Below are 23,967 nucleotides of genomic sequence, written 5' to 3'. Positions count from 1 at the left end.
TAGGATGTGACTCAAATGAATGATATTGATCTACTCATCTGTTTTTGTCATGGCTGCACCAATGAACGAGCGTCTTGAGATTGATGCCCTTCGGGCCTTGCTTGCCATCGCTGCCCATGGCGGCGTGACGCGGGCGGCAGAACATCTGGCGCTGTCGCAATCGGCGGTCAGCCACAAGATTCGGCGGTTAGAGCAGGCACTGGACTGCGATCTTCTGGCCCGCCGCGCCGGTGGCCCACTTTTCACCGATGCCGGTCAGCGGCTGTGCGAATACGCCCGCAGGATCACTGAATTGCATGACGAGGCCCTGGCGGCCCTGGGTAAGAAACCCCTGTCCGGCACCATTCGGCTGGGCATGACCGAAGACACCACCACCAGCGGCATCGCCCGAATACTGGGACGGTTCACGCGGCTCTACCCCGATGTTAAGGTTCGGACGCGCACCAGCCAAAGCCTGAACGTTCAGGGGTGGCTCAAGGCCGGAGAGCTGGACGTGGCGGTCATGCAGATCTTTCGCCGGGACGTGTCACCCGACGACCTGATCCTGTTCGAGGATGATCTGCATTGGGTCAAATCGCCGGAGTATCGCATCGACCTCACCGCCCCAGTGCCGTTCCTGGCCTTTGACAGCCAGTGTTTTTTTCGGCAATGGGGCTTGCGCCACGGGCCGCATCGGTTCGACAGTGTTCTGGAATGCCCAAGTGCCGCCGGTATCCAGTCGGCGGTGCGTTCAGGGCTGGGTGTGGCCCTTCTGAACGGCCTGCACGTCACACCGGATATGGAGATCATCGCCGATCTGTTCCCCGACCCGCCCGGCATTGCCTTTGTCGCGCGAACGCACCTGAAACGCCGGAACCCTGCGGCGATGGCATTGATCGAAGAGATCCGCAAAGAGGTCGAAAACGCCGTACCCCTGCGCATCGCAGGCTGAGCCCGGCGCTTTGTCAGGGGACGTCCAGCCTGAACCCCTTGGTCATGCGCTCTCGGCGGCGTTGGATCGATTTGTGGAAAGCCCATTTGCTGAACAGGGCCAGCGGGAACATCACCCTTTCACCCAGACCGTCGATGATGACCAGCTTGCCTCCACGTTCATGCGCGCGAACGATGTTTTCGAACCCCATGTCGCCAACAATGATCTGGCCCTGCTCCAGATCGTCCAGCAACTCCATGAACTCTTGGTGCAGCCGCTGCCGCGCTGACTGGTCGTTATTAAACGTCACCAGTTCAGATTGCAGAGTCGGCGCCAGCCCGCCGTCCGGGCCGGTCAGCTTTTCCACCACGATCGCCGGCCCCTCCGAGGTCGGAGCATAGCCCCCAAACCGCGCCAGACGTTCGATTTCCGGGCATCCGCGATTAAGCGCGGCAAGGTATTCGTTCGCCTCGCGATTCCACTGCCGAAGGTTGCCATAGCGCCATTCCGAATAGCGCGGCAGCACGTGCTTGCGCTCGGGCTCATCAATGCGGACCTTCAACAGTTCACCCTCAAATTCAGGGTGCTGGAAAATCTTGTAATTGCGGCTTTCCCGCAAGGGCGTGAGGCCACTCAGGTCAATCATACTTACCGGGTCCTGTTCACGAAAAACATACGCCCGTCAGGGCGATGGTTCTGAAATCAGCCCCCTACATAAAACGTTCCTATTTCCGTGACAATTGACCTTTTGCCCGCACCGCTTAGCGGGACGGGACAGGCGTCAAACCGTCTCAGGAAACGGCGTCAGGTGCGGGCAGCAGAATGAACACATCTTGCCCCACAGGTTTGACGACCGGATCATCCTTCCGAACTTTCAGGTCGAAAGGCGGTTCTACATCCATGCAACCCTTTGGCTTGTCATCGCAGATGAACACACTGGCCCCTGTCAGATAGGCCAGCCGAAGTTGCAGCCCCCGGGTTTGTTGAATCGCCGCCTTCCGCGCGCCGTGAACCGCCATATAATCCCCAAAGACATAAATGGTTTCAGTACCGTCCGGCACCGAGCTGGCCATTTTCCGGGTCGTGTCCTGCCACGGCGGGAAAGCAAAGAACGAAGTCTTCGCGATTGCCAGAATGTTGAACAACAACACGCACACAATCGCGGTGCGGGAAAGACTCATCCATCTGGCGCTGGACTTCGACAAGTGAACGGCAACAAAGACAATGCAGAATCCGAACAATATCCACACCCAGCCCAGCGTCCGAAGCGGCACCTGAACACCAGACATCAGGGCCTTGGCCGCAAGCGGTGCCAGCCCAGCCAGAACTGCCGCAAGAACAGCGACGGCAACAAACCTGTTCCAAACGAACAAAGCCACCCAGGCTGCCAGGAACATAAGCGGAATGAAGACGCCGTGCTTGGCGACCCCCCCTCCCATCTGGTCGAAGGTTTTGTGCAGGAAATCCTTCTGCTTTTCGATATTCGCCATCAGATCGGCAAAGGAATGCACCTCGGTAGGGTTACGCCATTGGGCAACCGGAATGCCGAAAACCCCGTGATAGATGTAGTTTAGCGAATAGACTGCCAACACACCCAGAGCGAGGCTGACAACGAACACACTCAGCGTGATTGCCATGCTTTTATAGGTCTTGGGCGCCTTGCGGGACAACAGAACCAACGTAAGCAACAGAAACGGATAGGTCGTATAGGCCATAAAGGACAACGGCACCGCCACTACCAAAAGAGCAAGCACCGTACGATGCGGCAGGAACACGACCGCCACCGCAAAAAGCGCGACCACCCAGACACCCGGCAACAGCGTATTGAACCAGAAGGACATCAAATATGCGGGGATCGAAAGCGCCACGAAAATGGCAAGAAACCCCTTGTACCAGCCATCAACGTCGCGATCCAAAAGGCACAGCGCCGTTGCGGCTGAGAAAAGCGACCATCCTGTCAGGTAGAGGACAAAATGCACTGGCGACGGCAGGAAAAACGGCCGGAACTGCCACCAGTAGTTCAGCCAGCGCCCCTCATCCAGCGTCTTGAGCAAGGCCGCCGTACGCGTGCCCAGCAGCGCCGGAAAGTCGTCATGACGGACAAACGGGTCTTCGATCAACGGCAGATACGCCAGGATCATCACCGAAAAGCACAGAACAAACAGACGCACAATCTCGTGCCCGAGCGGTCGAGTGCTCATTCCTTCCCCCCGTATGAGCGCGCAATGATCGACGCGCGCGCCTGCGCGATCGCCGTGACGGTTTTGCGCGGCAAACGGCGCACGACCATCTTCCGCAGGTTCCAGCCAAAAGAGCCCACCTCTTTCAGTGAACCGGTAACTTTGGTCTTCAGCACCTCGGGCGGCAGTTTCGCGGCGCCTGCGTCATTGGCGTAGAGAACCGAGTTGTAGCGATACCAGGGCTCGATGCTGGTGTCGTCGAACAACTCGGGACGCAGGCAGTCATAGGCGGAGTAACCGCGTTCGGCGAACAGATTTTGCCAGAACGAAAGCGGCTGTTCGTTGATGTGGAATTCGCCACCCTGCCCCGGCACCGCCGCCGAAAACAGGACCAGATCTGCATGGGTCGTAAGGCTTTGGACCAGGCTAACCGAGGCCTCATGCGGCAGGTGCTCTCCGACTTCCAACGACTGGGCCAGATCGAACCGCCGCCCCAGATCGATTGGCGCAACAAGGTCCTTTCCGAAAAACGCATCTGACGGGATCGCCAGCCGTTCGCGGTCCACATAATCGCCGTCTACGCCCGCGATATCCGTACTGCCAGCCGCCGACCATTCCGACAGCCAGACCCCCCGGCCGCATCCGAAATCGACCACGCTTTCCGGTTTGATCCACGACTGCAGACACCGGATCAGGCTGTTGGCCGAACGCCGCGCGCCCTGGTCGATATAGTCAAAGAACTCGTTGGAATAGATATGCGACATGACTGATCTCTAGATTGAATTTCGCTCGCGATAGACCCAAAGACGAAGGATCACAAAGTTGAGGATCGGCAGGACCACGACGACCGAAGCGGCCGAGACGGTCTCGGGCAGCCCAAGGCGCGGCCCGACGATCCCGGTAAGGGCTGAAGACACAACCAGCCCGACCCCGATCATGCAAAGAAAGCGCCCGAACTGTGCCGGGGCCGCCAGAGGTTTGCCAAAAGTCCATGCGGTCTGGCCGACATACTGGATCAGGATTGCCGAGCCAAAGGCCAGCAGGTTGGCAATCCAGGGCGAACCCAGCAGGTGCAGCAGGCCCAGATACGTCACCATGTAATAGGCGGCCACCCCGGTCCCGACGACCGCAAAACGGAATATGCGGCGGTGTTCGGTCATTGCTGTCTGGCAATATGCTCAACGACGGGCTCAACCGCGTCCCCGGCCTGCTCGTCCACGAAGAACAGCGGCCGGCCCTTGGCCTCGACGTAAAGACGGCCCAGATATTCGCCCATGATGCCAAGCGTCAGCAACTGGATACCCGAGAAAAAGCTGATGATCAGAACGGTCGAGGCCCAACCTGCGACCGTGTTGTACAGGATCAGCGATCCGAATACGTAGACCCCCATCAAGGCGGCAACGATCAGGGTCAGAAAGGCCATCCGCGTCGCGATTTGCAGCGGCTTGATCGAGAAACTGGCCAGCGCATCAAAGGCAAACCGGATCATCTTGGACAGCGGGTACTTGGTTTCGCCCGCCACACGGGGATCGCGGATATATTCGATCCCGATCTGCCGGAACCCGGCCCAGGCGAACATCCCGCGGATGAACCGCGCGCGCTCGGGCATTTGCAGCACCGCGTCCAGCGCCCGCCGGGTCACCAGACGAAAATCGCCGGTATCGTTGGGAATCGGCACATCGGACAGCCGGTTCAGCACGCGATAGAACCCGTGGGCCGTGACCTTCTTGAACCAGCTTTCACCCTTGCGCTCGCTGCGGCGCCCGTAAACCACGTCATAGCCGCGATCCATCATTGCCATCATGTCTGACAACAGCTCGGGCGGGTCTTGCAAATCGGCGTCGAGCATGAAAATCCGCTCACCCTTGGCCGCCATCAGCCCGGCCGTCAGGGCCACCTGATGCCCGCGATTCATCGACAGTTTCAGACCACGGATCGCGGAATGGTCCCTGCACTGCGTACAGATCGCGTTCCATGTATCGTCGGTAGATCCGTCATCGACCAGCACAATCTCGATGTCACCCCGCCAGGCGTCGGTTGCAACGATCAAACGCTCGACCAGCATGGGGATCGAGGCCTCCTCGTTCATGCAGGGAACGACAACGGACAATAACATTGAACCTCCGACCGAGATTTGTGTCCGGCCCCCGCGATCGGGTCGCGGTTTTTCGGAACTGGCTGCTCGTGCTTTTTGTTTCACTTATGGTTGCGGCTCTTGATATCTCAACAATCGGCTTTCGCTAATTGGCCGGCGCGAAATTTCGGGGGGTCGTTACCGTTGCGACACATAACCCGACCCGAAAACCCGCGATGAGTATGACCGCGCATTATTCTGCCGCGTTTTTTGCACCCTGATATGGCAGCAATACGCCCTTCCTGCGGCATTGATCGGGTTGCCTGCTGAACGTGGTGCCGGTTTCCTCAGACCTGCGCAAGCATCCACGCACGCACGGCGGCTACGATCCGGGGATTTCTGGGGTCGCGCGGGGTGGTATTGGCGCGACCGGCACAAACAGGTCCAGCGCGGACATGCAGCAACTGGTGGATGCGGTCATGGACAAATGGGGGCGCGTGGATGTGCTGGTGAACTCGGCCGGCCACGGCCCCCGCGCGCCGGTTCTGGACATCAGCGATGAGGACTGGCACGAGGGGATGGAGGTCTATTTCCTGAACGCCGTACGCGCAACTCGGATTGTTGCGCCTATCATGATCAAGCAGAAATCCGGCGCGATCATCAATTTCTCGACCTTTGCCGCCTTCGAACCGGACCCGGTGTTTCCAACCTCGGGCGCCATGCGGGCGGGGCTTGCGGCCTATAGCAAGCTGTTCGCCGATAAATACGCCCCCGACAATGTGCGCATGAACAATGTGCTGCCGGGGTTCATCGATAGCCTGCCCGAAAACCCGGAATGGAAAGCCCGCATCCCGATGGAACGCTATGGCAAGGCCTATGACGAAATCGCCGCCACCGTGGCCTTTCTTGTCTCGGACGGCGGAGCATACATCACCGGCCAGAACATCCGCGTCGACGGGGGCATCACACGCTCGGTCTGACATCGGTCGTGCTGTTGCAAAAAATGTGGTGTATGGCGGAGAGACAGGGATTCGAACCCTGGAGACGGTTTCCCGCCTACACACTTTCCAGGCGTGCGCCTTCGACCACTCGGCCACCTCTCCGTGGGCGCGATATTTGGACCATCGCCGGGGGATTTGCAAGGGGCGATTAAAGCGAAAATTCAACCTTCCGCAGTTCCGCTGCAGACGCGATTAAATCTCGTCGCCGTTTCCGTCACTCAGATCGGCCTCGGTCATATCAACAGGAGCAGAAGACGGCGGATTTGAAGCCGGTTTTGTGGTCTCGGCCTCAGGTTTCTGCTGCGGTGCGGAGGGCTGTCCCTGCAACGCCACGGGGTTGCGCAGCCAGACATCACGCTGTGCGAAGGGAATCTCGATGCCTTCTTCGACAAAGCGGCGGTTGATCTCGTGGTTCATGTCGGATTTCACCGACAGCGCCCAGTTCACGTCGCGCAGAATGGCGCGAATCTCGAAATCCAGAGAATCCGCGCCAAAGCCCTGAAACACCACGCTGGGGGCCGGATGCGCCAGCACCATCGGGTGCGAGTTCGCCACTTCGCCCAAGATTTTCTCGACCACGCGGGTGTCAGTGCCATAGGCCACACCCACAGGCACGATGACCCGCCCAATGGTGTTGCCGCGGGTATAGTTCGTGACCACACCGCTGATCAGATCAGAGTTCGGGACGATCACATCGGTCCGGTCAAACGTCTCAATCCGCGTGGACCGCACCGAGATGTCGCGCACATAGCCCATCATCCCGTTTACGTCTATCCAGTCCCCTTTCGAGATCGGCCGCTCGACCAGCAAGATGATGCCCGAGACGAAATTCGACACGATGGTCTGCAGGCCGAAACCGATACCGACCGACAGCGCACCGGCGACGATGGCCAGCGACGACAGGTCGAACCCGGCCACCATGATGGCGGCAAGCGCCGCCAGAAATATCCCGACATATCCAGTGCCGGCCGCAATCGCGTTCTGCCCACCCGGATCGATGCTGGTTTTCGGCAGCAGCGAATTGCGCAGCCCGCTTTGCAGCAACCGTGTAAGGCCATAGCCGATTGCGAACACGACCAGGAAGGTAAAGAAATTGCTGGGAGAAATCGTGACACCACCGATATCGAACCCCAGCAGCAGCCGCGACCAGACCTCAAGCAGGTCGGTTTGCCGCGCGCCCCAGTACAGCGCCAGAACCGGCAGGGTCAGGATGGCAAGGACAAAACCGGCCAGCACGGAAAACAGTGAATCTCGCGCAGACTCTCCCTGCCCGCTAAGCCAGCCGTAGACCGAGGTCAGGAAGCGATGGAAGATCGCCAAAGCCGCAAACAGAACCAGCGTTTTCACCGCAGGGAAGACAATCGCTTCGGCCGCATTGGTAAAACCAACGGCCGCCAGGATCGGGCTGGCGATCCCCAGCAGGAACAGGGCCTTGCGAAGAAACTCCACGATCTGAGCCAGACCGGCACTGCGCGGCGTTTCACTTGCCTCGGGGTCGTCGGTCTCGGGGCGGCTGGTCCGGATACGGCGAATACGCAGCAGGATCAGGGCGGTGCCAAAGACCACCGGAAAGCTGATGACCGCCCGGGTTGCGTCCGTAATATTCTCGATCTGATCGAACAGCAGCCCGAATTCATACGCGATCAGAAAGATCGCCAGAATATCCAGATACACCCGCAGCTCGGTAACATTCTTGCGGGACAGACGATTGAAACCCTGCGCCGCCTGCGTCAGATACAGCTGACGTCCGATCCAGTCGTAGTAAAAGATAAGGGCGGCCCAGTACGGTACGTTCTGGATCAGCAATGTGCCACGCAGCCCCAGAAGACCGGTCATGATGACCGCCTGCACCATCAGCCAGACCCCCAGCCAAGGCAGCAGAATGCGCAGCAGCGACACCAGAAACGACCAGACACCAATACCGCGCCCGCCAAGGCTGCGCAGGTATTCGCCCGCAGCCTCGGACCAGTAGCGCCCGTAATAAACCAATACACCCGCGGCGAGGGTCAGGAACAGGATGCCAAGGCCGCGATCTCTCAGACGGTCCTGAACAATATTGGCCTTCAGGTTTTGCGCAGATTCACCAATCAGGCCGCGCACGGATTCCACAATGTCGGTCCAGGCCGGGCCCCAATATGTCGGGTTCACGGGGGATGGCCCGCGTTCCAGCAACTCTTTCGTCTGCCTGTCGCGCAGCAATTGATCGATCTCGCTGATCAGGCCATTGGCGCGGCTAAAGGCTTCCTCCGAAATGATCCGCGGAACCTGCAGGCTGGTCAGTTGATCTTCCAGATGAGCCCGCAATCGGGCAATTTCCTCGGGCTCGGTCGCGTCGCCTTCGGGCGCCGGTCCAAGGGCCTTGATCTGAGCATCGAGAGTCTGGATGCGATCTGTGTTGGCGCTGCGCGCGCGGTTGAAATCTTCACGGTAGGTGTGGATTTCGGACCGCAAATTCTCGAGCGCCGCGTTTGAGGTCCGGTCCGCTTCGATTTCGGTCTCGGCACGGTCCGCCGTTGCAAGCCACTTCTGGTAGTATTCGCTTTGCTGATCGGTCAGCTCGGCAGCCACAGGGCCGCCCAGCATTGCAAAGCAAACCAGAAAGAGCGCAAGAAACAGGCGAACCTGCCGCAGCATCATACGTCCTCGAACACGCCGGGAATGCTGCGTGGCGCCTCGGTCATCCAATCCGGCACCGGCAGTTCCTTTTCACGCAGGAATTCGGGGTTGAACAGCTTGGACTGATAACGCGTGCCATAGTCGCACAGGATCGTCACGATGGTATGGCCAGGCCCCAGATCCTTGGCCAGACGTACCGCACCGGCCATGTTGATCGCGGTTGAACCGCCCATGACCAAGCCTTCGTCGCGCAGCAGGTCAAAGATGTAAGGCAGCGCCTCGTTGTCGGTCATCTGATACGCATAGTCCGGCTTGAACCCTTCGAGGTTCTTGGTGATGCGCACCTGCCCGATACCTTCGGCGATCGAACTGCCCTCCATCGCGATCTCACCGGTGGTGTAGTACGAATAAAGCCCAGCCCCCATCGGATCGACCAAAGCGATCTTGACCCCTTTGGGCTGCAGTGCGTCGGCCACACCGGCCAGCGTCCCGCCCGAGCCGACCGCGCTGACAAAGCCATCCACCTTACCGCCGGTCTGTTCCCAGATTTCCGGGCCGGTGGTTTCAACGTGGGCCTGACGGTTGGCAACGTTGTCGAACTGGTTTGCCCAGATTGCGCCATTGGGTTCGGTCTGCGCCAGTTCCTCGGCCAGACGGCGCGAGTAGTGCACAAAGTTGTTCGGGTTGCGGTACGGCGCGGCCGGAACCTGCACCAATTGCGCGCCCGCCAGACGCAGCATATCCTTCTTTTCTTCCGACTGGGTTTCCGGGATCACGATCACCGTCTTGAACCCCATCGACGCACCAACCAGCGCCAGACCGATGCCGGTATTGCCCGCCGTGCCCTCGACAATTGTTCCGCCGGGCTTCAACTCACCCCGCGCAACGGCATCGCGGATGATGTAAAGCGCCGCGCGATCCTTGACCGATTGACCCGGATTCATGAACTCGGCCTTGCCCAGAATTTCGCACCCGGTCTCTTCACTGATGCGCTTCAGCCGGATCAGCGGTGTTTTCCCGACTGCGTCGGCAAGGTCTCGTGCAATGCGCATGGCGCCCTCATATCATTACGTATCAACGAAGATTTACAGATGCCGTGCGACAACCACAAGCGGCGATCCTCACCCCCGCAGACGGTCGCGATGTCGGGCCAGCCAGTTGGCCAGCGACAACAGGGGCAAATCCTTGAATTCGTTGCCGTCCACCTTTTGCATGAAGGTGTCATAGGGCAGGATTTGCGTGCGGATATCCTCACCCTCGGACGCCAACCCGCCATTGTCGATGGTCCGGGTCAGATCACCGAGCCCCACATAGAGGTAAATAAACTCGGTCGACGACCCGCTTGAGGAATAGGCCCCACCCGCATACTCTAATGCGTCCAGCGTCACCTGAGCCTCTTCCTGGGCTTCACGATAGGCGGCCTGTTCCGGTGTTTCTCCGGGATCGATCATGCCGGCCACAGGTTCCCACATCCACGGTTCGGGATCGTCGATCAGAAACACCGGCGCGCGGAATTGTTCGACCAGCAGAACCGCGTCGCGGACCGGATCATAGGGTAGAACGACCACGGCAGCCCCTTGCATCAGCCCGCTGCGCTGCAGGACCGGCCCCATCGTCCCGTCATGCTGGCGGTGCTGCACCTCCAGCTCTTCCATGCCGAAATAGTTCACATAGGCGCGCTTGTGGCTTTGGACGATTACGTCTTTGGCGGTGTCGCGCAGATCGCCGGTCCGGCGCTTGCGCGCGGCAAGGCGGGCCCAGGCGCGGGTACGGATCGGCGCGAAATTGCGGGCAATCGTGGCGGCGTCAACCCTGCCGTAATAGGCAAGCTCTTCCTGTGCAGCCAGCAGGGTCACTTCGGACCAGTCATCGACCCAGCCCTGCAACGACCATGGCCCGTCCGGTGTCCAGAGACCGGGTTCCGGGAAAAACACACTGGCCGGGGCTTTTGACCCATCAGCAAGCTCCACGTCCAGCGGGCTGAGGTCATAGTCAAACCCACCCTCGTAATAGGCCAGCCTGTTCAAGTCCTCTTGGGTAAATCCCTGTACCAGCAGACCTTCGGCTTTGCTGCCCTTTTCCGAAGCAATCATCGGAAAAACCTGCCCTGCCACGGCATAAACTACGTGATCCTGCAAGCTGGCCTGCGACACCGTCAATTGCGACAAGGGGCGGCCAAGCACAAGCTCAAGCAGCGGCTGGTGCCTGAGCGTGCCGTAAAAGAACAAATCGGACACTAAAGAGAATCTCGCGCTGAATTCCAGAGGGTTACCGCCAGCGGCGGCTGGCTTCTTCGGTTGCAAGGCCGGCGATAAGGGCTCCGATCACTAAAGTCCACAGAATTTCCGGCGCCAGCAGAAGTCTGCTGTAATCGACACCGATCTTGAAAATAGAAATCAGGGCCTCGAACGGACCATCATAGCGATGGCGCATGGCCAGTCGGATCATTTCATTGCAGCCCTGAACAAAAAGACCCCAGAACACAAGCGCGGCAATACCCGTCAACCCGTTGTTGACCGCTCCGGTCCAGCCCCGGCCAACCCTCTTGCCCATGATCATCCAGCCGCACACCAATCCAATGATCATGTTGACCGTCGTGAACGCGCCGTAATCCTTACCGTCTTCGCCGTTGTCGATTATCATGCTTGATACGAGAAAGGCGACCACCAACAGACAGATTGCAGCAACGAGACGCGGAGCACTGGGCATTCGGTATTTCCGTTTATTAACTGGGTTTTGCTATAGTGATCTGTGTCACATCGCAGTTGCCAGTGTCAAAGGCTGCGCCACATGCGGTCAAATAATAGTTCCACATGCGGCGGAAACGCTCATCAAACCCCATTTCGGCAATTTCGTCCCATTTCTCGTTGAACGTGTCGTACCAACGACGCAGGGTCAGATCATAGCTTTTGCCGAATTCCCGGGATTTCACCACGTCCAACCCCGCCTCGGAAACCTGCTCTTTCAGGATCGTAGGCGTTGGAAGCATTCCGCCCGGAAAAATATATTTCTGAATGAAATCAACGCCGTTCTTGTAAATGTCCCACCGGTGATCCGCGACGGTGATGATCTGCAACGTCGCCTGCGCACCGGGTTTCAGGCGCTCGCGCACAGTCTCGAAGTAGACCGGCCAGTACTTCTGTCCGACGGCTTCGAACATCTCGATCGAGGCGATCCCGTCATACTGGCCCTGTTCGTCGCGGTAATCCTGCAACTTGAACTCCACCAATCCTGAAAGCCCTGCCTTTTCAATTCTTTGCCGCGCAAAGTTCAACTGTTCCTGGCTGATCGTCAGACCTGTGACCCTTAGGCCACGCTCTTTCGCGGCATATTCTGCAAAACCACCCCAGCCGCAGCCGATCTCCAGGATGTGATCTCCGGGCTTAGCGCCCATTTCATCGACCAGACTGGCGTATTTCGCGGTTTGTGCGTTTTCCAGACTTTCCTGCCCCGTCTCGAACAGCGCGCTGGAATAAGTCATCGTGTCGTCCAGCCACAAACCATAGAAATCATTCCCCAGATCGTAATGGTACGAGATGTTCTTCCTGGCCTGCCGCCGATGGTTCCGGTGCAACCAGAACCGCAGGCGTTCATAGGCCTGAACCAAAAACATACCGGTGAAATCGTCATACACGGTCTCGGTACCCAGATGTACCAGATCCATAAAGGATCGCAGGTCGGGCGTGCTCCAATCGCCCTCCAGATACGCGTCGGAAAAGCCCAGTTCGCCCTCGCGGATCAGACGCGCAAAGACGTCCGGGTCATGGATATCAACCCGAGCGACCGGTCCGGGTTTGCCCCCTTCGGACCGAAAAACCCGGCCATCGGGCAAGGCGATATCTATCCGACCGGACTCCATCCGGTTCAGCATCTTGAAGACTTGAACAAAATACCTGGGCAGTTCCTTCTGCCCTTCCGTTGTCGTTAAGATCATCCGCCCTCCCCTTTGCGGCCTTAGTTAAAAGCTAGGCCGAGATTGTGTTTGTGGCAAGTTTTCAGTTCCTTACCCGGTTTTTCGGCCTTCATAGGCCACCAATGCCCGCGCCCGGCCAGAGGTAAGATCAACCACCGGTTCCGGATAGGAAGAAGCGGCCTCCAGTCCCCACGAGCGCGGTACCGCATCAAAGTACGACAGCGCGCTGATCGAAGGTGCGGCCTGCTCTTCGGCGATCCACCGTTTCAGATAAGTCCCATGTGGGTCGAATTTTTGCTGCTGGGTCCGCGGGTTAAATATCCGGAAGAACGGTGCGGCATCCGGCCCCGAGCCTGCAACCCATTGCCAGCCCATCGCATTTGCCGCCGGGTCCCAGTCGGTCAGGCACTCGGCAAACCAGTTCATGCCTATTTTCCAGTGTGTCATCAGATGCTTGGTCAGATAACTGGCGACGATCATGCGGGCCCGGTTGTGCATGCGGCCGGTTACGTACATTTGACGCAACCCGGCATCCACCGCCGGAATACCGGTGCGGCCTTGCTGCCACGCGACAACTTCGGGGCGGCTGGCATCGGTGTTCCACGGGAACGCATCCCATTCCGGCTTCCAGTTTTCAGTCAGCAAGTGCGGAGTGTGGAACATCAGGTGATATGCAAACTCGCGCCAGACCAGTTGGCGCAGATAAGCCTCGGTACCCTGCGCACCCGTCATTGCGGCACGCTGCACCGCGTGCCAGACGCTGCGCGGCCCGATCTCGCCCAACGACAGGTATTCGGCCAAATTCGATGTGCCATCCCGATCAAGACGATCCCGATCCGCCGAATAGTCTGAGATTCGGTCGAAAAACCCGTGCAGAGCCTCGAAAGCCGCACTTTCACCGGGGCGCACATATGGCGCAACAATCGCCGCCCCGCGATTCATTGCGGCGCCCAGTTTCCATGCCGCCAGATCATCGGATTCCGGCCAGTTCTGAGGGGCCGGGATGGCCGATGGCGCGACCTCAGGCGCGGCGATGTCCCGCCCCTGCACCGCCCGCCACATCGGAGTGAAAACCCGGAACGGCTGACCGGTCTTGGTGGCCACGGTCCAGGGTTCGAACAACAGGTGGCCAGCAAAGGACGTGGCCTCGACCCCCTGCCCGGTCAGAGCCGATTTGACACGGGTGTCTCGCGCAGTTGCGCCCGGGTCATAGGCCCGGGACCAATAAACCGCGGTCGCACCGGTTTCCGCGATCAGCTTCTGCAAAACGGTTAAGGCGTCCCCGCGCCGTAGGATCAGGCGGCTGCCTGCCTTTTCAAGAGACTGCGCAAAGGTCTTTAGCCCGAGACCAAGACGCCATTTTGGTGCCGCGCCCAACGCCTCGACAACGTCGTCCAGAATGAACACCGGGATGATGGGTCGTCCGGTCCGGGCTGCCGCGCTTAGCGCAGGATGGTCCGACAGGCGCAAGTCCCGCCGGAACCACAAGATGATCGGAGATTGAGAGTTTTCCATGTCCGCCCGGTTGTTTTCTTCGCATTACGAAGCCGAACGGAAACCGGATCACAAAACAACGTCAAGTGCGTTCAACAACTGATCAATTTCCTGTTGCGAGGTATAATGCGTAAAGCTGACCCGCAGCACGCCCTGCGCCATATCCACACCCATCGCCTGCAGCGGACGCACGGCGTAGAAGTCACCGCCGCCTGCCATGATCCCGTGACTTGCAAGATCAGCGGCGACAGCCTCAGCGTTTCGGTTCAGGGCCAGCGCAACGGTCGGCGCGCGGCGCGTCGCATCCGATGTGCCGATCAGGCGCACGGCATTGCGATCCTTGACCGCATCCAGCACCGGCTGCAGCAAGGTCACCTCTTGCCCGCGCATCAGGTCATGCACGAAGGCTCCGCGTTGGGTCGCGTCCCCATCGGGGCCATCGTGGTGATCGCACAGCAGATCGACATAGTCCGCCATGCCCGCACTGGCCGCGATCTGGGCGTGATCTGGTCCGGCGGGCGTAAACCGCTTGTACAGCACGTCACCGTTGAAAAAATGCGCCTGATTGGGCAGCAACTCTCCCAATGCGCGCCGGACCACCATGCACCCTTGATGAGGGCCATAGGTTTTGTAGGCCGAGAACAGATAGATATCCGGCCCCATATGGCCGACATTTGGAAACCCGTGCGGCGCGTATGAAACACCGTCAACACAGACGAACGCACCGGCCGCATGGGCGATCGAGGTGATTTCGGTGACCGGGTTGATCTCACCGATCACGTTGGAGCAGTGGGGAAAGCACACCTGACGGACCTTTTCGTCCAGCAAGTTTTCCAGATCCTGCGGGTTCAACGACCCGGTTTCCGGATCGATCTGCCATTCGCGGATTTCGATGCCATCCTCGGCCAGGCGCCGCCACGGGCCCGAATTGGCCTCGTGATCCTGATTGGTCACTACGATGGCCTCGCCCGGTTTCATCCATTTGCGAAACGCCTGCGCAAGAACATAGGTGTTTTGCGTGGTCGATGGCCCAAAGCTGAGTTCGTCGGTGTCCACCCCCAGTATCGCGGCCATGCGCGCGCGGGCCTCGTCCATCTCTTCGCCCGCCAGACGGCTGGCGTCATAGGGGCCATAGGGCTGGACCTTGCGTTGCGTGTAATAACGCGTCAGCCGGTCCAGCACCAGTTTACAGGTGTATGACCCGCCCGCGTTTTCAAAGAACGCCTGTCCTTGCAGGCTGGGCTCGGAAAAAGCCGGGAACTGAGCCCGAACGAAATTGATATCCAGAGTGCTCATGGCACGCCTCTCCTCATTCATGCAGCTTGTTCCGATACGATGCCCGCGCATGATTTCGGACAACTCGGAAATCACGGCAGGTCTTCCAGCCCAACCACAGCCCCTTTTTGACAGAGGCATGGGCAGTCTTTCCGGGCAGAACGGACCACCCGAAGGACGCGGATAGTTAGACAAGGGCGAGGACATCGGTCAACCCGGCCCAAAAGAAAAAAGCCCCGACGCATGGCCGGGGCTTTTCTTGATAAGGCCGAACTCAGCGGCGACGTTTTTCGTTCGCCAGACCGATGAAGACCGATACGCACATCAGCACAAGCACGATCGCAAACGGAAAGCCGGTTGCAATCGCGGCGGCCTGCAAGGCGCCAAGTCCGCCACCCAGCAGCAGCACGACAGCAATCGCCCCTTCCAGAATGCACCAGAACACACGCTGCGCCGTGGGGGCATCGGTTTTGCCGCCGGCCGTGATCGTATCGATCACCAGCGAGCCCGAGTCCGAGCTGGTCACGAAGAACACGACAACAAGGATGATGCCAACAAAGGACAGCAGGCCGGTCATCGGGAAGGCTTCGAACATCTTGAACATCTTCAGTTCAAGCGCCGCGTCCGACAGGGTCTGTCCCGAACCGGACATTACCTGATCCAGCGCCGCGCCGCCGAAAACGCTCATCCACAGCGCGCCGACCACCGTCGGGATCAGGATCACGCAGGTCACGAATTCGCGCACGGTCCGGCCGCGAGAAATGCGAGCGATGAACATGCCAACGAAAGGCGACCAGGAAATCCACCAGGCCCAGTAGAAAGTGGTCCAGCCCTGCAAGAAGTTGGTGTCTTCACGACCAACCCAGTTCGAAAGCGCGGGCAGCGCAATGAAGTACTCGATCATGCTGTCGAAAAAGCCGGTCAGAATTGCGGCGGTCGGGCCGACAATCAGCACCAGCAACAGCAGAGCCGCGGCCAGGATCATGTTGGCCTCGGACAGACGCTTTACCCCTTTGTCGAGGCCGGCAACAACCGAGATCAGTGCAAACACCGTGATCAGCCCGATCAGCAGTACTTTCATGCCATCCGTGATCGGAACATCGAACAGATAGTTCAAACCAGCCAGCGCCTGCGTCGCGCCCAGACCCAGCGATGTCGCCAGACCAAAGATGGTGGCAAACACGGCCAGAACGTCGATGATGTGCCCCAGAGGACCCCATGTCGCCTCGCCAAACAGCGGATAGAATACCGACCGCATGGTCAGCGGCAGACCCCGGTTAAAGCTGAAAAAGGCCAGTGCCAGTGCCACGACCGCATAGACGGCCCAGGGGTGCATACCCCAATGGAAAATGGTCGCCGCCATCGCCAGTTTTCTCGAGGCTTCCGGGTCTTCCAGCCCTGCGCCCAGCGGCGCCCAGTCGGTGCGGATGCCGTCTTCTCCGACGGCAACGCCGCCCAGCGACGATCCATAGTGCGAAATCGGCTCGGCCACGCCCCAGAACACCAGACCGATGCCCATGCCCGCAGCAAACAGCATCGCGAACCAACCGGCATAGCTGTAATCCGGTTTGGCATCGTCACCACCCAGGCGGATCGAACCATAGGGCGTGACGATCAGCAGCAGTGAAAACACCACAAAGATGTTGGCAGCGATCATGAACACCCAGTCGAACTGGCTGGTCAGTGCCGGACGAAGCCAACCAAAGAATTCGGCCGCCTGCTCGCGAAACACGAGCGAGAAAAACACGAATGCAATAATGGTAAGCCCCGAAACGGCAAAAACCGGATTGTGAACGTCCAGCCCCAATATCTGGACGTTGTCCTGACCGACTTCATAGTCGGTATCCGTATTTTCGGACATACTTTCTTTTCCTTCCCTAATTCGGTGCCCAGAACTTTCAATATTCCGCACCGAAAAGGGTTGGCTGAGAAGACCACATACAACAAGAAAACGACACAACCTGCAAAAAACGACATGTGTAAAGAGCAAGTTGTGCGCCGGTGAAAGTGGTATCCCCGGACAAAAAAGGCCGGGATGTGACCCCGGCCCGTGGATTCGGTTTGTTCGAGTTAGCCCTGAACTTTGGTGTAGGTGCCCTCACCCGCCAAAATGCCGCGGAAGCCGCCGGGTTCGTCGAGGCCAAAGACGATCAGTGGCAGGTTGTTGTCCCGCGCCAGCGCAATGGCCGAAGCGTCCATGACACGCAGCCGTTTGGCCAGAACGTCATCATAGGTGACCGTGTCATAGCGTACCGCATCGGCGTGAACCTTCGGGTCCTTGTCATAAACGCCGTCAACGCCATTCTTGCCCATGAAGATCGCCTCACACGCCATTTCGTTGGCACGCAGGGTCGCAGCGGTATCGGTGGTGAAATACGGGTTGCCGGTTCCGGCGGCAAAGATGCAGACCCGTTTCTTTTCCAGGTGCCGGACAGCACGGCGGCGGATATAGGGCTCGCAGACCTCATCCATCCGAATGGCCGAGATGACACGGGTGAAAACGCCAATCTCTTCCAGTGCCGACTGCATCCCCAGCGCGTTCATGACCGTTGCCAGCATACCCATGTAATCGGCCGTTGTGCGCTCCATCCCCTGCGCCGAACCGCTGAGACCGCGAAAGATGTTGCCGCCGCCGATCACCATGCAGATCTCGACCCCCAAATCGTGCACCGACTTGACCTCTTGCGCGATGCGCTGAACGGTCGGCGGGTGCAGGCCGAACCCCTGATCCCCCATCAGCGCCTCGCCGGATATCTTCAGCATCACGCGGTTGTACTTTGTTTTGGCGTTTTCGGCGGTTTCGACTGATTGGGAAAGGCTCATGTTGCGCTCCGGGCTGGCACGGGGTTAATTTCCGGCGCAAAATGAAGCAAAAACTCCGCAGGTTCAATGCGGATGGTGAGGATTGGGGCACACCCGGATGGCCAATGACGACAGATCGCAGATTTGGGACCGCCTGCCCCCGATTGACGACGACAAACCGGTGCTGATCGCGGGGCCGACGGCCTCGGGGAAATCGGCGCTGGCCTTGCAGATCGCCGATACCTATGGCGGCGTGATCGTGAATGCGGATGCCAGTCAGGTTTACGATTGCTGGCGGGTGATTTCGGCGCGCCCCTCGGCCGAGGAAGAGGCCCGCGCGCCGCATCTGCTGTACGGTCACATCGCCTATGATCAGGACTATTCCACTGGCCACTGGCTGCGCGAGGTGACGCCGCTGCTGTCCGGGGGCCAGCGCCCGATCATCGTGGGTGGCACCGGTCTGTATTTCTCGGCCCTCACCGAAGGTATGGCCGACATCCCCCCCACGCCGACCGAGGTTCGGGCCGAGGCAGACCAGATGAACCTGCCCTCACTGATTGCCGGTGTCGATGCAGGTACGCTGAACCGGATCGACACCCAGAACCGCGCCCGCGTTCAGCGCGCCTGGGAGGTGCAGAAAGCCACCGGGCGCAGCCTGAGCGACTGGCAGACCGACACGCCACCTCCGGTTCTGGATCTGTCTGACACGGTGCCAGTCGTCTTTGACGTGAACAAGGAGTGGCTGCTGGATCGCATCACCCGGCGGTTCGATCGGATGCTGGATACGGGCGCGCTGCAAGAGGTCGAGGCGATGCGCGACCTCTATGATCCGTCCCTGCCCGCCTTCAAGGCCATCGGCGTGCCCGAGCTGATCGCGTATCTGGACGGCAAGATGACCCTGGGCGCCGCCCGCGAGCGTGCGACGATCGCCACCCGTCAGTTTGCCAAACGTCAGCGCACCTGGTTCAGGGCACGGATGAAGAAATGGAATCGGATAGACTTCTCAAAATGATACGTCGATTTCCTGAGAGGCTCTACTGAGCGATTCCCTGCAAAGAGGGAATCCGCCGGTTCACCACAGTATACATAGCAGATTCACCCGTTTCCGGGCGTGGTGCATGATACAACAATCTCTGGCCATGTCGTTTTTATATCATGAATGACGATTTCGAACATTGACCTCATCCAGATTCTGGGGCGGAATGGATGCATGGGGACAATCAGAACTCAAACAAACCGTGAACCAGCTGCCGGAAACTGACCGGTTCGAGCGGTTCCAATCTTCTTTAAAAACAAGACATCTCATCAGGGAGAGACATCAATGAGAAACCAAACCATCACCGGAGCACCGGTTCACTGGGCCGCAGAAATGCACGCTCAGGAATACCGGGACGGTAAACTGAGCCGACGAGAATTCATGGCCCGCGCCACTGCGCTGGGTGTTGCCGTGCCAGCAGCCTACGGGATGATCGGCCTGCAATCACCTGCTGCGGCGCAAGAGCCCCAGCGCGGCGGCACCATCCGCTATCAGATGGAAGTGCGCGCGCTGAAAGACCCGCGGACTTATGACTGGACTCAGATTGCCACCTTTACGGCCGGCTGGCTGGAATACCTGGTCGAGTACAACAATGACGGCTCGTTCAAGCCCATGCTGCTGGAAAGCTGGGAAACGAACGATGACGCGACCGAGTATACCTTGAACGTCCGTAAAGGCGTGAAGTGGAACAACGGCGATGATTTCACCGCCGAAGACGTTGCGCGCAACATCACCGGCTGGTGCGACACCACGCTCGAGGGTAACTCGATGGCGTCCCGTATGGCGTCGCTGATCGACGAGAACACCCAGCAGGCCGCAGAAGGCGCTATCACAGTTGTAGACAGCCACACTGTCAAACTGAAGTGTAACGCGCCTGACATCACGATCATTCCGGGTATGGCCGACTATCCGGGCGCGATCGTGCACAGCAGCCATGACGCCAACAATATGCTGGAAAACCCGATCGGCACTGGCTTCATGATCCCGGAAAGCCACGAAGTTGGCGTCAAAGGCGTTCTGGTTCGCAACGAAGGCTTTGACTGGTGGGGATACGAAGCCGGAAAAGGCGGTTATATCGACCGGATCGAGTTTATCGACTACGGCACCGACCCGGCGGCCTTCCTGGCTGCCTACGAAGCCGAAGAGATCGACATGAACTGGGAGTCGGTTGGCGAATTCGTCGACATCTTTGACAGCATCGGCCTGGTTCGTTCTGAAATCCCGTCGGGCTTCACCATCGTCATCCGTCCCAACCAGTTGGCTGAAGATGCAGACGGAAACAAAATCTACGGTGACAAACGTGTGCGTCAGGCGCTTGCCATGGCCGTGGACAACAATGTCTGCCTGGAGCTTGGCATGTCCGGCTACGGCATCCCTGCCGACAACTGCCATGTGGGGCCGATGCACCCCGAGTATGACTCGGCCGTGACCCGCCTGCCCTACGATCCGGCGGGCGCGAAGGCGCTGATGGACGAAGCGGGCATGGGCGATTTCGAGCACGAAGTGCAGTCCATCGACGATGACTGGCGCCGCAACACCACCGCGGCGGTTGTTGCTCAGCTCAACGATGCGGGCATCAAGGCCAAGCACACGGTTCTGCCGGGTTCGACCTTCTGGAACGATTGGACCAAGTACCCGTATTCCTCGACCAACTGGAACCACCGCCCGCTGGGCACACAGGTTCTGGCGCTGGCCTACAAGTCGGGTGTTGCGTGGAACGAGTCCGGATTTGCCAACGAAGAGTTCGACACCCTGCTGGCCGAAGCGAATTCGATCTCCGACGTGGACCAGCGTCGCGAAGTGATGGCCAAGCTTCAGGCGATCATGATCGACGAAGGTGTGGTCATCCAACCCTACTGGCGGACGGCAATGCGTCACCACCGCGACAACATGGTCGGTGTCGAAAAGCACATCGCTGACCTGCCCCAGCTCTATAAATTCGGCTTGATCGGCTAAGCTGAAACCAAATGGGCCGCGCCGCAAAGGCGCGGCCTTTTCGTCCTGACTGCGGCGACACAAAAAACAGCAATGCGTGAAACCGGATAATCTTCACGCTAGCCTACCAACAGGGGCCAATATGGGACTTTTCATTCTAAAGCGTGTCGGCATCATGCTCATGACAGCATTATGCCTGACATTCTTGGTCTTTTTCCTCACCAACCTTTATCCCAACCTCGAAAAGCTCGCGAAGACGCAGGGCAATTTCCGAATGTCGGACGAACAGGTTGCAAGCTTTCTTGAAAAGAACGGATATCTTCAGCCGATGCCGGTCAAATACGGCGAATGGCTGGGTGTTCTGCCGTCCTACCGACATACGAATGAGGATGGCACGGTACAGGGAAGATGTATTCTGCCCGGTGAATCCGCAGAAACCGCCCCCAAGTTCTGCGGCATTCTGCAAGGCTACTGGGGATACTCCACTGTCTTCAAAGAGGAAGTGTCGACCGTTGTCGGAACCCGTCTGGGCCTGACCGGCAGGTTGATGTTCTGGGTTATGCTGCTGATGGTCCCTTCGGCGTTGATCCTTGGTGTTCTGGCCGGAATGAAAGAAGGCTCGGCCACCGACCGGACCCTGTCGACCTTTGCGATCACCACCACTGCGACACCGGAATACGTATCAGGCGTAATTTTCATCGCCATTTTCACCTCATCCGCGGTGGGGCTGAAATGGTTTAAGGGCACTGCGACGCAAGCGATGGAGAATCCGACCTTCGAGAATTTCTTCCTGCCGGTGCTGACGATTGCACTTTACGGGATGGGCTACATCGCCCGAATGACCCGCGCCTCGATGACCGAGGTGATGACGGCGCAGTACATTCGAACCGCGCGTCTGAAAGGTGTGTCCTTTTCAAACATCGTGATGAAGCACGCGCTGCGCAACGCGCTGATCGCGCCCTTTACCGTGATCATGCTGCAATTCCCGTGGTTGCTGAACGGCGTCGTGATTGTCGAGACCCTGTTCAACTACAAGGGCTTTGGCTGGGCGCTGGTTCAGGCGGCGGGCAACAACGACATTCAGCTGTTGCTGGCGATCTCGGTCGTGTCGGTCTTTGTGGTGCTGGTGACGCAGCTGATCTCGGATATCGGCTATGTCTACCTCAACCCGCGCATCCGTATTTCGTAAGGAGGGATAGATCATGGAACCACTTACCTGGACCGGCTCTATCGCCCTCCTGAACCCGTTACTGATGATCGCGATAGCTGCCCTTCTGGTGTCGATCGCCGTCTGGATCCTTGGCAGTATCGTGCTGCCGGAAACCCCGGTCAGTGTGAATATCGATGGTACGATCAGCTCAGGCTCGGGCCTGCGAGGGCTGACGCAGAAAGCGCTGCAATACAGCTTTGCGGCCTGTGTTGCGTTGATACTGGCCTATATCGTGCTGGGCATCCTCATGGGCACCAGCGCGGGCATCGTCGGCGCAATCTCACGGCAGTTCTTGCCGGTTTGGCTGTCGCTGGTCATCCTGTTTGCCATGTCGATTGCATTCAAACGCAAGCTGGGCCTCTACGGCAAACTGTTCGACAGCCCTATCGGCATGATCGGCTTTGGCCTTGTGATGTTCTGGGTGTTCACCGGCATCTTCGGCGCCATGGACCTGATCATAACCCACGACCCGCTGGATCAGGTGTCGGGTATGAAGAACAAGGTCCCCGGCACGCCCCTGCCCTCAACGGAAGAAGGCGCGTACGCCTGGTACCTGCTGGGCGGCGACAACCTGGCCCGCGATGTCTTCAGCCGCATGGTCAAAGGCGCCTGGATCGTGGTGCAGATCGCGCCGCTGGCGACCATGTTTGCCTTCATGGTCGGGATTACCCTGGGCCTGCCAGCGGGGTTTTATGGCGGTCGTCTGGACACGTTCCTGTCGTTCCTCGCCAACCTGATCCTCGCCTTCCCGGTGATCCTGCTGTTCTATCTGCTGGTCACGCCGGAAATCGTGGCGACCGGGGTGCCGAATTATATGGCGGCCGTGCTGTTCGTTTTCCCGATCCTGTTCCTTGCGGTTCTGCTGAACTCGCGCTATTACACAAGGCCGAGCTTCCGCACTCCGCTGTTGATCGGAGTGCTGGGCATCGCGCTGTGGCTCTACCTGTCGCTGATCACGACTGATGGTTACATCATCAACACCGACAGCTACGGGATCTGGGGGTTGCCGACCTATCTGGACCTGTTCGACATCCCCGGCGGTATCCTTGTGGTGTTCGTCTCGGTGGTCTTCGTGAACTCGCCCACCGTGTTCCGGATCGTTCGGGGCCTGGCGCTGGACATCAAGACGCGGGACTACGTGGCTGCGGCGCAGACCCGTGGAGAAGGTCCATGGTACATCATGCTGTGGGAGATCCTGCCCAACGCGCGTGGTCCGCTGATCGTCGATTTCTGTCTGCGGATTGGCTACACCACCATCCTTCTGGGGACCTTGGGTTTCTTCGGGCTGGGGCTTCCGCCGGAAAGCCCGGACTGGGGGTCTACGATCAACGAAGGGCGCAAACTTCTGTCGATCTACCTGCACCCGGCCCTGCCGCCTGCGCTGGCGCTGTTGTCACTGGTTCTTGGCTTGAACCTGCTGGCAGACGGTCTGCGCGAAGAAAGTCTGAAGGACTGATGTGATCGAGGCCGGGGGCTCTGCCCCCGGACCCCCGGGATATTTTTAGCCAGATGAAGGGGATG

At 59.0% G+C, this 23,967-nt stretch carries 20 protein-coding genes and 1 tRNA gene; 6 read left to right on the top strand and 15 right to left on the bottom strand.

Annotated elements, in window-relative coordinates; translation table 11 throughout:
- The first annotated feature begins 19 nt into the window (after positions 1–19).
- Positions 20–931, top strand: a complete 912-nt coding sequence (locus tag ACOQFT_RS20720) for a LysR family transcriptional regulator (RefSeq protein ID WP_421599732.1) — start codon at positions 20–22, stop codon at positions 929–931.
- A gap of 13 nt (positions 932–944) precedes the next feature.
- Here the strand turns inward: ACOQFT_RS20720 and ACOQFT_RS20715 are convergent, their stop codons facing one another.
- From ACOQFT_RS20715 to ACOQFT_RS20695, 5 genes are all read right to left on the bottom strand, one after another.
- Entirely contained in the window at positions 945–1,556 is a 612-nt protein-coding gene (locus ACOQFT_RS20715; RefSeq protein WP_421599731.1) for a YrbL family protein, read from the bottom strand.
- Between the two features lie 145 nt (positions 1,557–1,701).
- The gene (locus ACOQFT_RS20710) at positions 1,702–3,111 is read right to left on the bottom strand and encodes a hypothetical protein (protein ID WP_421599730.1); all 1,410 of its coding nucleotides are present in this window, start codon (positions 3,109–3,111) and stop codon (positions 1,702–1,704) included.
- On the bottom strand, positions 3,108–3,854 hold the full coding sequence (locus ACOQFT_RS20705) for a methyltransferase domain-containing protein (RefSeq protein WP_421599729.1): 747 nt from the start codon (positions 3,852–3,854) through the stop codon (positions 3,108–3,110). Before ACOQFT_RS20705 ends, ACOQFT_RS20710 begins: the two co-directional genes overlap by 4 nt.
- A gap of 9 nt (positions 3,855–3,863) precedes the next feature.
- Complete coding sequence (locus tag ACOQFT_RS20700) at positions 3,864–4,250, bottom strand: GtrA family protein (protein ID WP_421599728.1); 387 nt, start codon at positions 4,248–4,250, stop codon at positions 3,864–3,866.
- Complete coding sequence (locus tag ACOQFT_RS20695) at positions 4,247–5,206, bottom strand: glycosyltransferase family 2 protein (protein WP_421599727.1); 960 nt, start codon at positions 5,204–5,206, stop codon at positions 4,247–4,249. Before ACOQFT_RS20695 ends, ACOQFT_RS20700 begins: the two co-directional genes overlap by 4 nt.
- 311 nt (positions 5,207–5,517) lie before the next feature.
- On the opposite strand from ACOQFT_RS20695, the gene ACOQFT_RS20690 reads away from it, so the two are divergent.
- A complete protein-coding gene (locus ACOQFT_RS20690) occupies positions 5,518–6,144 on the top strand; it encodes an SDR family oxidoreductase (protein WP_421600076.1) in 627 nt (208 codons plus the stop codon).
- Between the two features lie 33 nt (positions 6,145–6,177).
- Here the strand turns inward: ACOQFT_RS20690 and ACOQFT_RS20685 are convergent.
- The 10 genes from ACOQFT_RS20685 to pyrH form a co-directional block, all read right to left on the bottom strand.
- Positions 6,178–6,267: transfer RNA gene (locus tag ACOQFT_RS20685), tRNA-Ser, on the bottom strand.
- Between the two features lie 90 nt (positions 6,268–6,357).
- Positions 6,358–8,799, bottom strand: a complete 2,442-nt coding sequence (locus tag ACOQFT_RS20680; protein ID WP_421599726.1) for a DUF3772 domain-containing protein — start codon at positions 8,797–8,799, stop codon at positions 6,358–6,360.
- Entirely contained in the window at positions 8,799–9,833 is a 1,035-nt protein-coding gene (locus ACOQFT_RS20675; protein ID WP_170442230.1) for a cysteine synthase A, read from the bottom strand. Before ACOQFT_RS20675 ends, ACOQFT_RS20680 begins: the two co-directional genes overlap by 1 nt.
- A gap of 69 nt (positions 9,834–9,902) precedes the next feature.
- On the bottom strand, positions 9,903–11,018 hold the full coding sequence (locus tag ACOQFT_RS20670; protein WP_421599725.1) for an NUDIX domain-containing protein: 1,116 nt from the start codon (positions 11,016–11,018) through the stop codon (positions 9,903–9,905).
- Positions 11,019–11,049: 31 nt separating this feature from the next.
- A complete protein-coding gene (locus tag ACOQFT_RS20665; protein ID WP_421599724.1) occupies positions 11,050–11,490 on the bottom strand; it encodes a TrgA family protein in 441 nt (146 codons plus the stop codon).
- 16 nt (positions 11,491–11,506) lie between these two features.
- Positions 11,507–12,715 (bottom strand): class I SAM-dependent methyltransferase, encoded by a 1,209-nt coding sequence (locus ACOQFT_RS20660; RefSeq protein WP_421599723.1) that lies wholly within the window; start codon positions 12,713–12,715, stop codon positions 11,507–11,509.
- Positions 12,716–12,784: 69 nt separating this feature from the next.
- Positions 12,785–14,209 (bottom strand): cryptochrome/photolyase family protein, encoded by a 1,425-nt coding sequence (locus ACOQFT_RS20655; protein WP_421599722.1) that lies wholly within the window; start codon positions 14,207–14,209, stop codon positions 12,785–12,787.
- Positions 14,210–14,257: 48 nt separating this feature from the next.
- Positions 14,258–15,484 (bottom strand): aminotransferase class V-fold PLP-dependent enzyme, encoded by a 1,227-nt coding sequence (locus ACOQFT_RS20650; protein WP_421599721.1) that lies wholly within the window; start codon positions 15,482–15,484, stop codon positions 14,258–14,260.
- Positions 15,485–15,737: 253 nt separating this feature from the next.
- Positions 15,738–17,324 (bottom strand): BCCT family transporter, encoded by a 1,587-nt coding sequence (locus ACOQFT_RS20645; protein WP_421599720.1) that lies wholly within the window; start codon positions 17,322–17,324, stop codon positions 15,738–15,740.
- 209 nt (positions 17,325–17,533) lie between these two features.
- Positions 17,534–18,286 carry a UMP kinase gene (gene pyrH, locus ACOQFT_RS20640; protein ID WP_421599719.1) on the bottom strand — a complete coding sequence of 251 codons (753 nt, stop codon included), beginning with the start codon at positions 18,284–18,286 and terminating at the stop codon, positions 17,534–17,536.
- Between the two features lie 97 nt (positions 18,287–18,383).
- Between pyrH and miaA the strand changes: the two genes are divergently transcribed.
- The 4 genes from miaA to ACOQFT_RS20620 all read left to right on the top strand — a co-directional run bounded on the left by miaA (position 18,384) and on the right by ACOQFT_RS20620 (position 23,902).
- On the top strand, positions 18,384–19,277 hold the full coding sequence (gene miaA / locus ACOQFT_RS20635; RefSeq protein WP_421599718.1) for a tRNA (adenosine(37)-N6)-dimethylallyltransferase MiaA: 894 nt from the start codon (positions 18,384–18,386) through the stop codon (positions 19,275–19,277).
- Positions 19,278–19,586: 309 nt separating this feature from the next.
- Positions 19,587–21,257: an ABC transporter substrate-binding protein gene (locus tag ACOQFT_RS20630; protein ID WP_421599717.1), complete on the top strand. Its 1,671-nt coding sequence runs from the start codon at positions 19,587–19,589 to the stop codon at positions 21,255–21,257.
- 121 nt (positions 21,258–21,378) lie between these two features.
- A complete protein-coding gene (locus ACOQFT_RS20625; protein ID WP_421599716.1) occupies positions 21,379–22,425 on the top strand; it encodes an ABC transporter permease in 1,047 nt (348 codons plus the stop codon).
- A gap of 13 nt (positions 22,426–22,438) precedes the next feature.
- A complete protein-coding gene (locus ACOQFT_RS20620; protein ID WP_421599715.1) occupies positions 22,439–23,902 on the top strand; it encodes an ABC transporter permease in 1,464 nt (487 codons plus the stop codon).
- Positions 23,903–23,967 lie beyond the last annotated feature (65 nt).

It is taken from the genome of Ruegeria sp. MALMAid1280 (genome assembly GCF_049195285.1).
Classification (GTDB): Bacteria; Pseudomonadota; Alphaproteobacteria; order Rhodobacterales; family Rhodobacteraceae; genus Ruegeria.
Note: the sequence above shows the minus strand (reverse complement) of the source record. Positions and strands in the feature narration are given on the sequence as shown.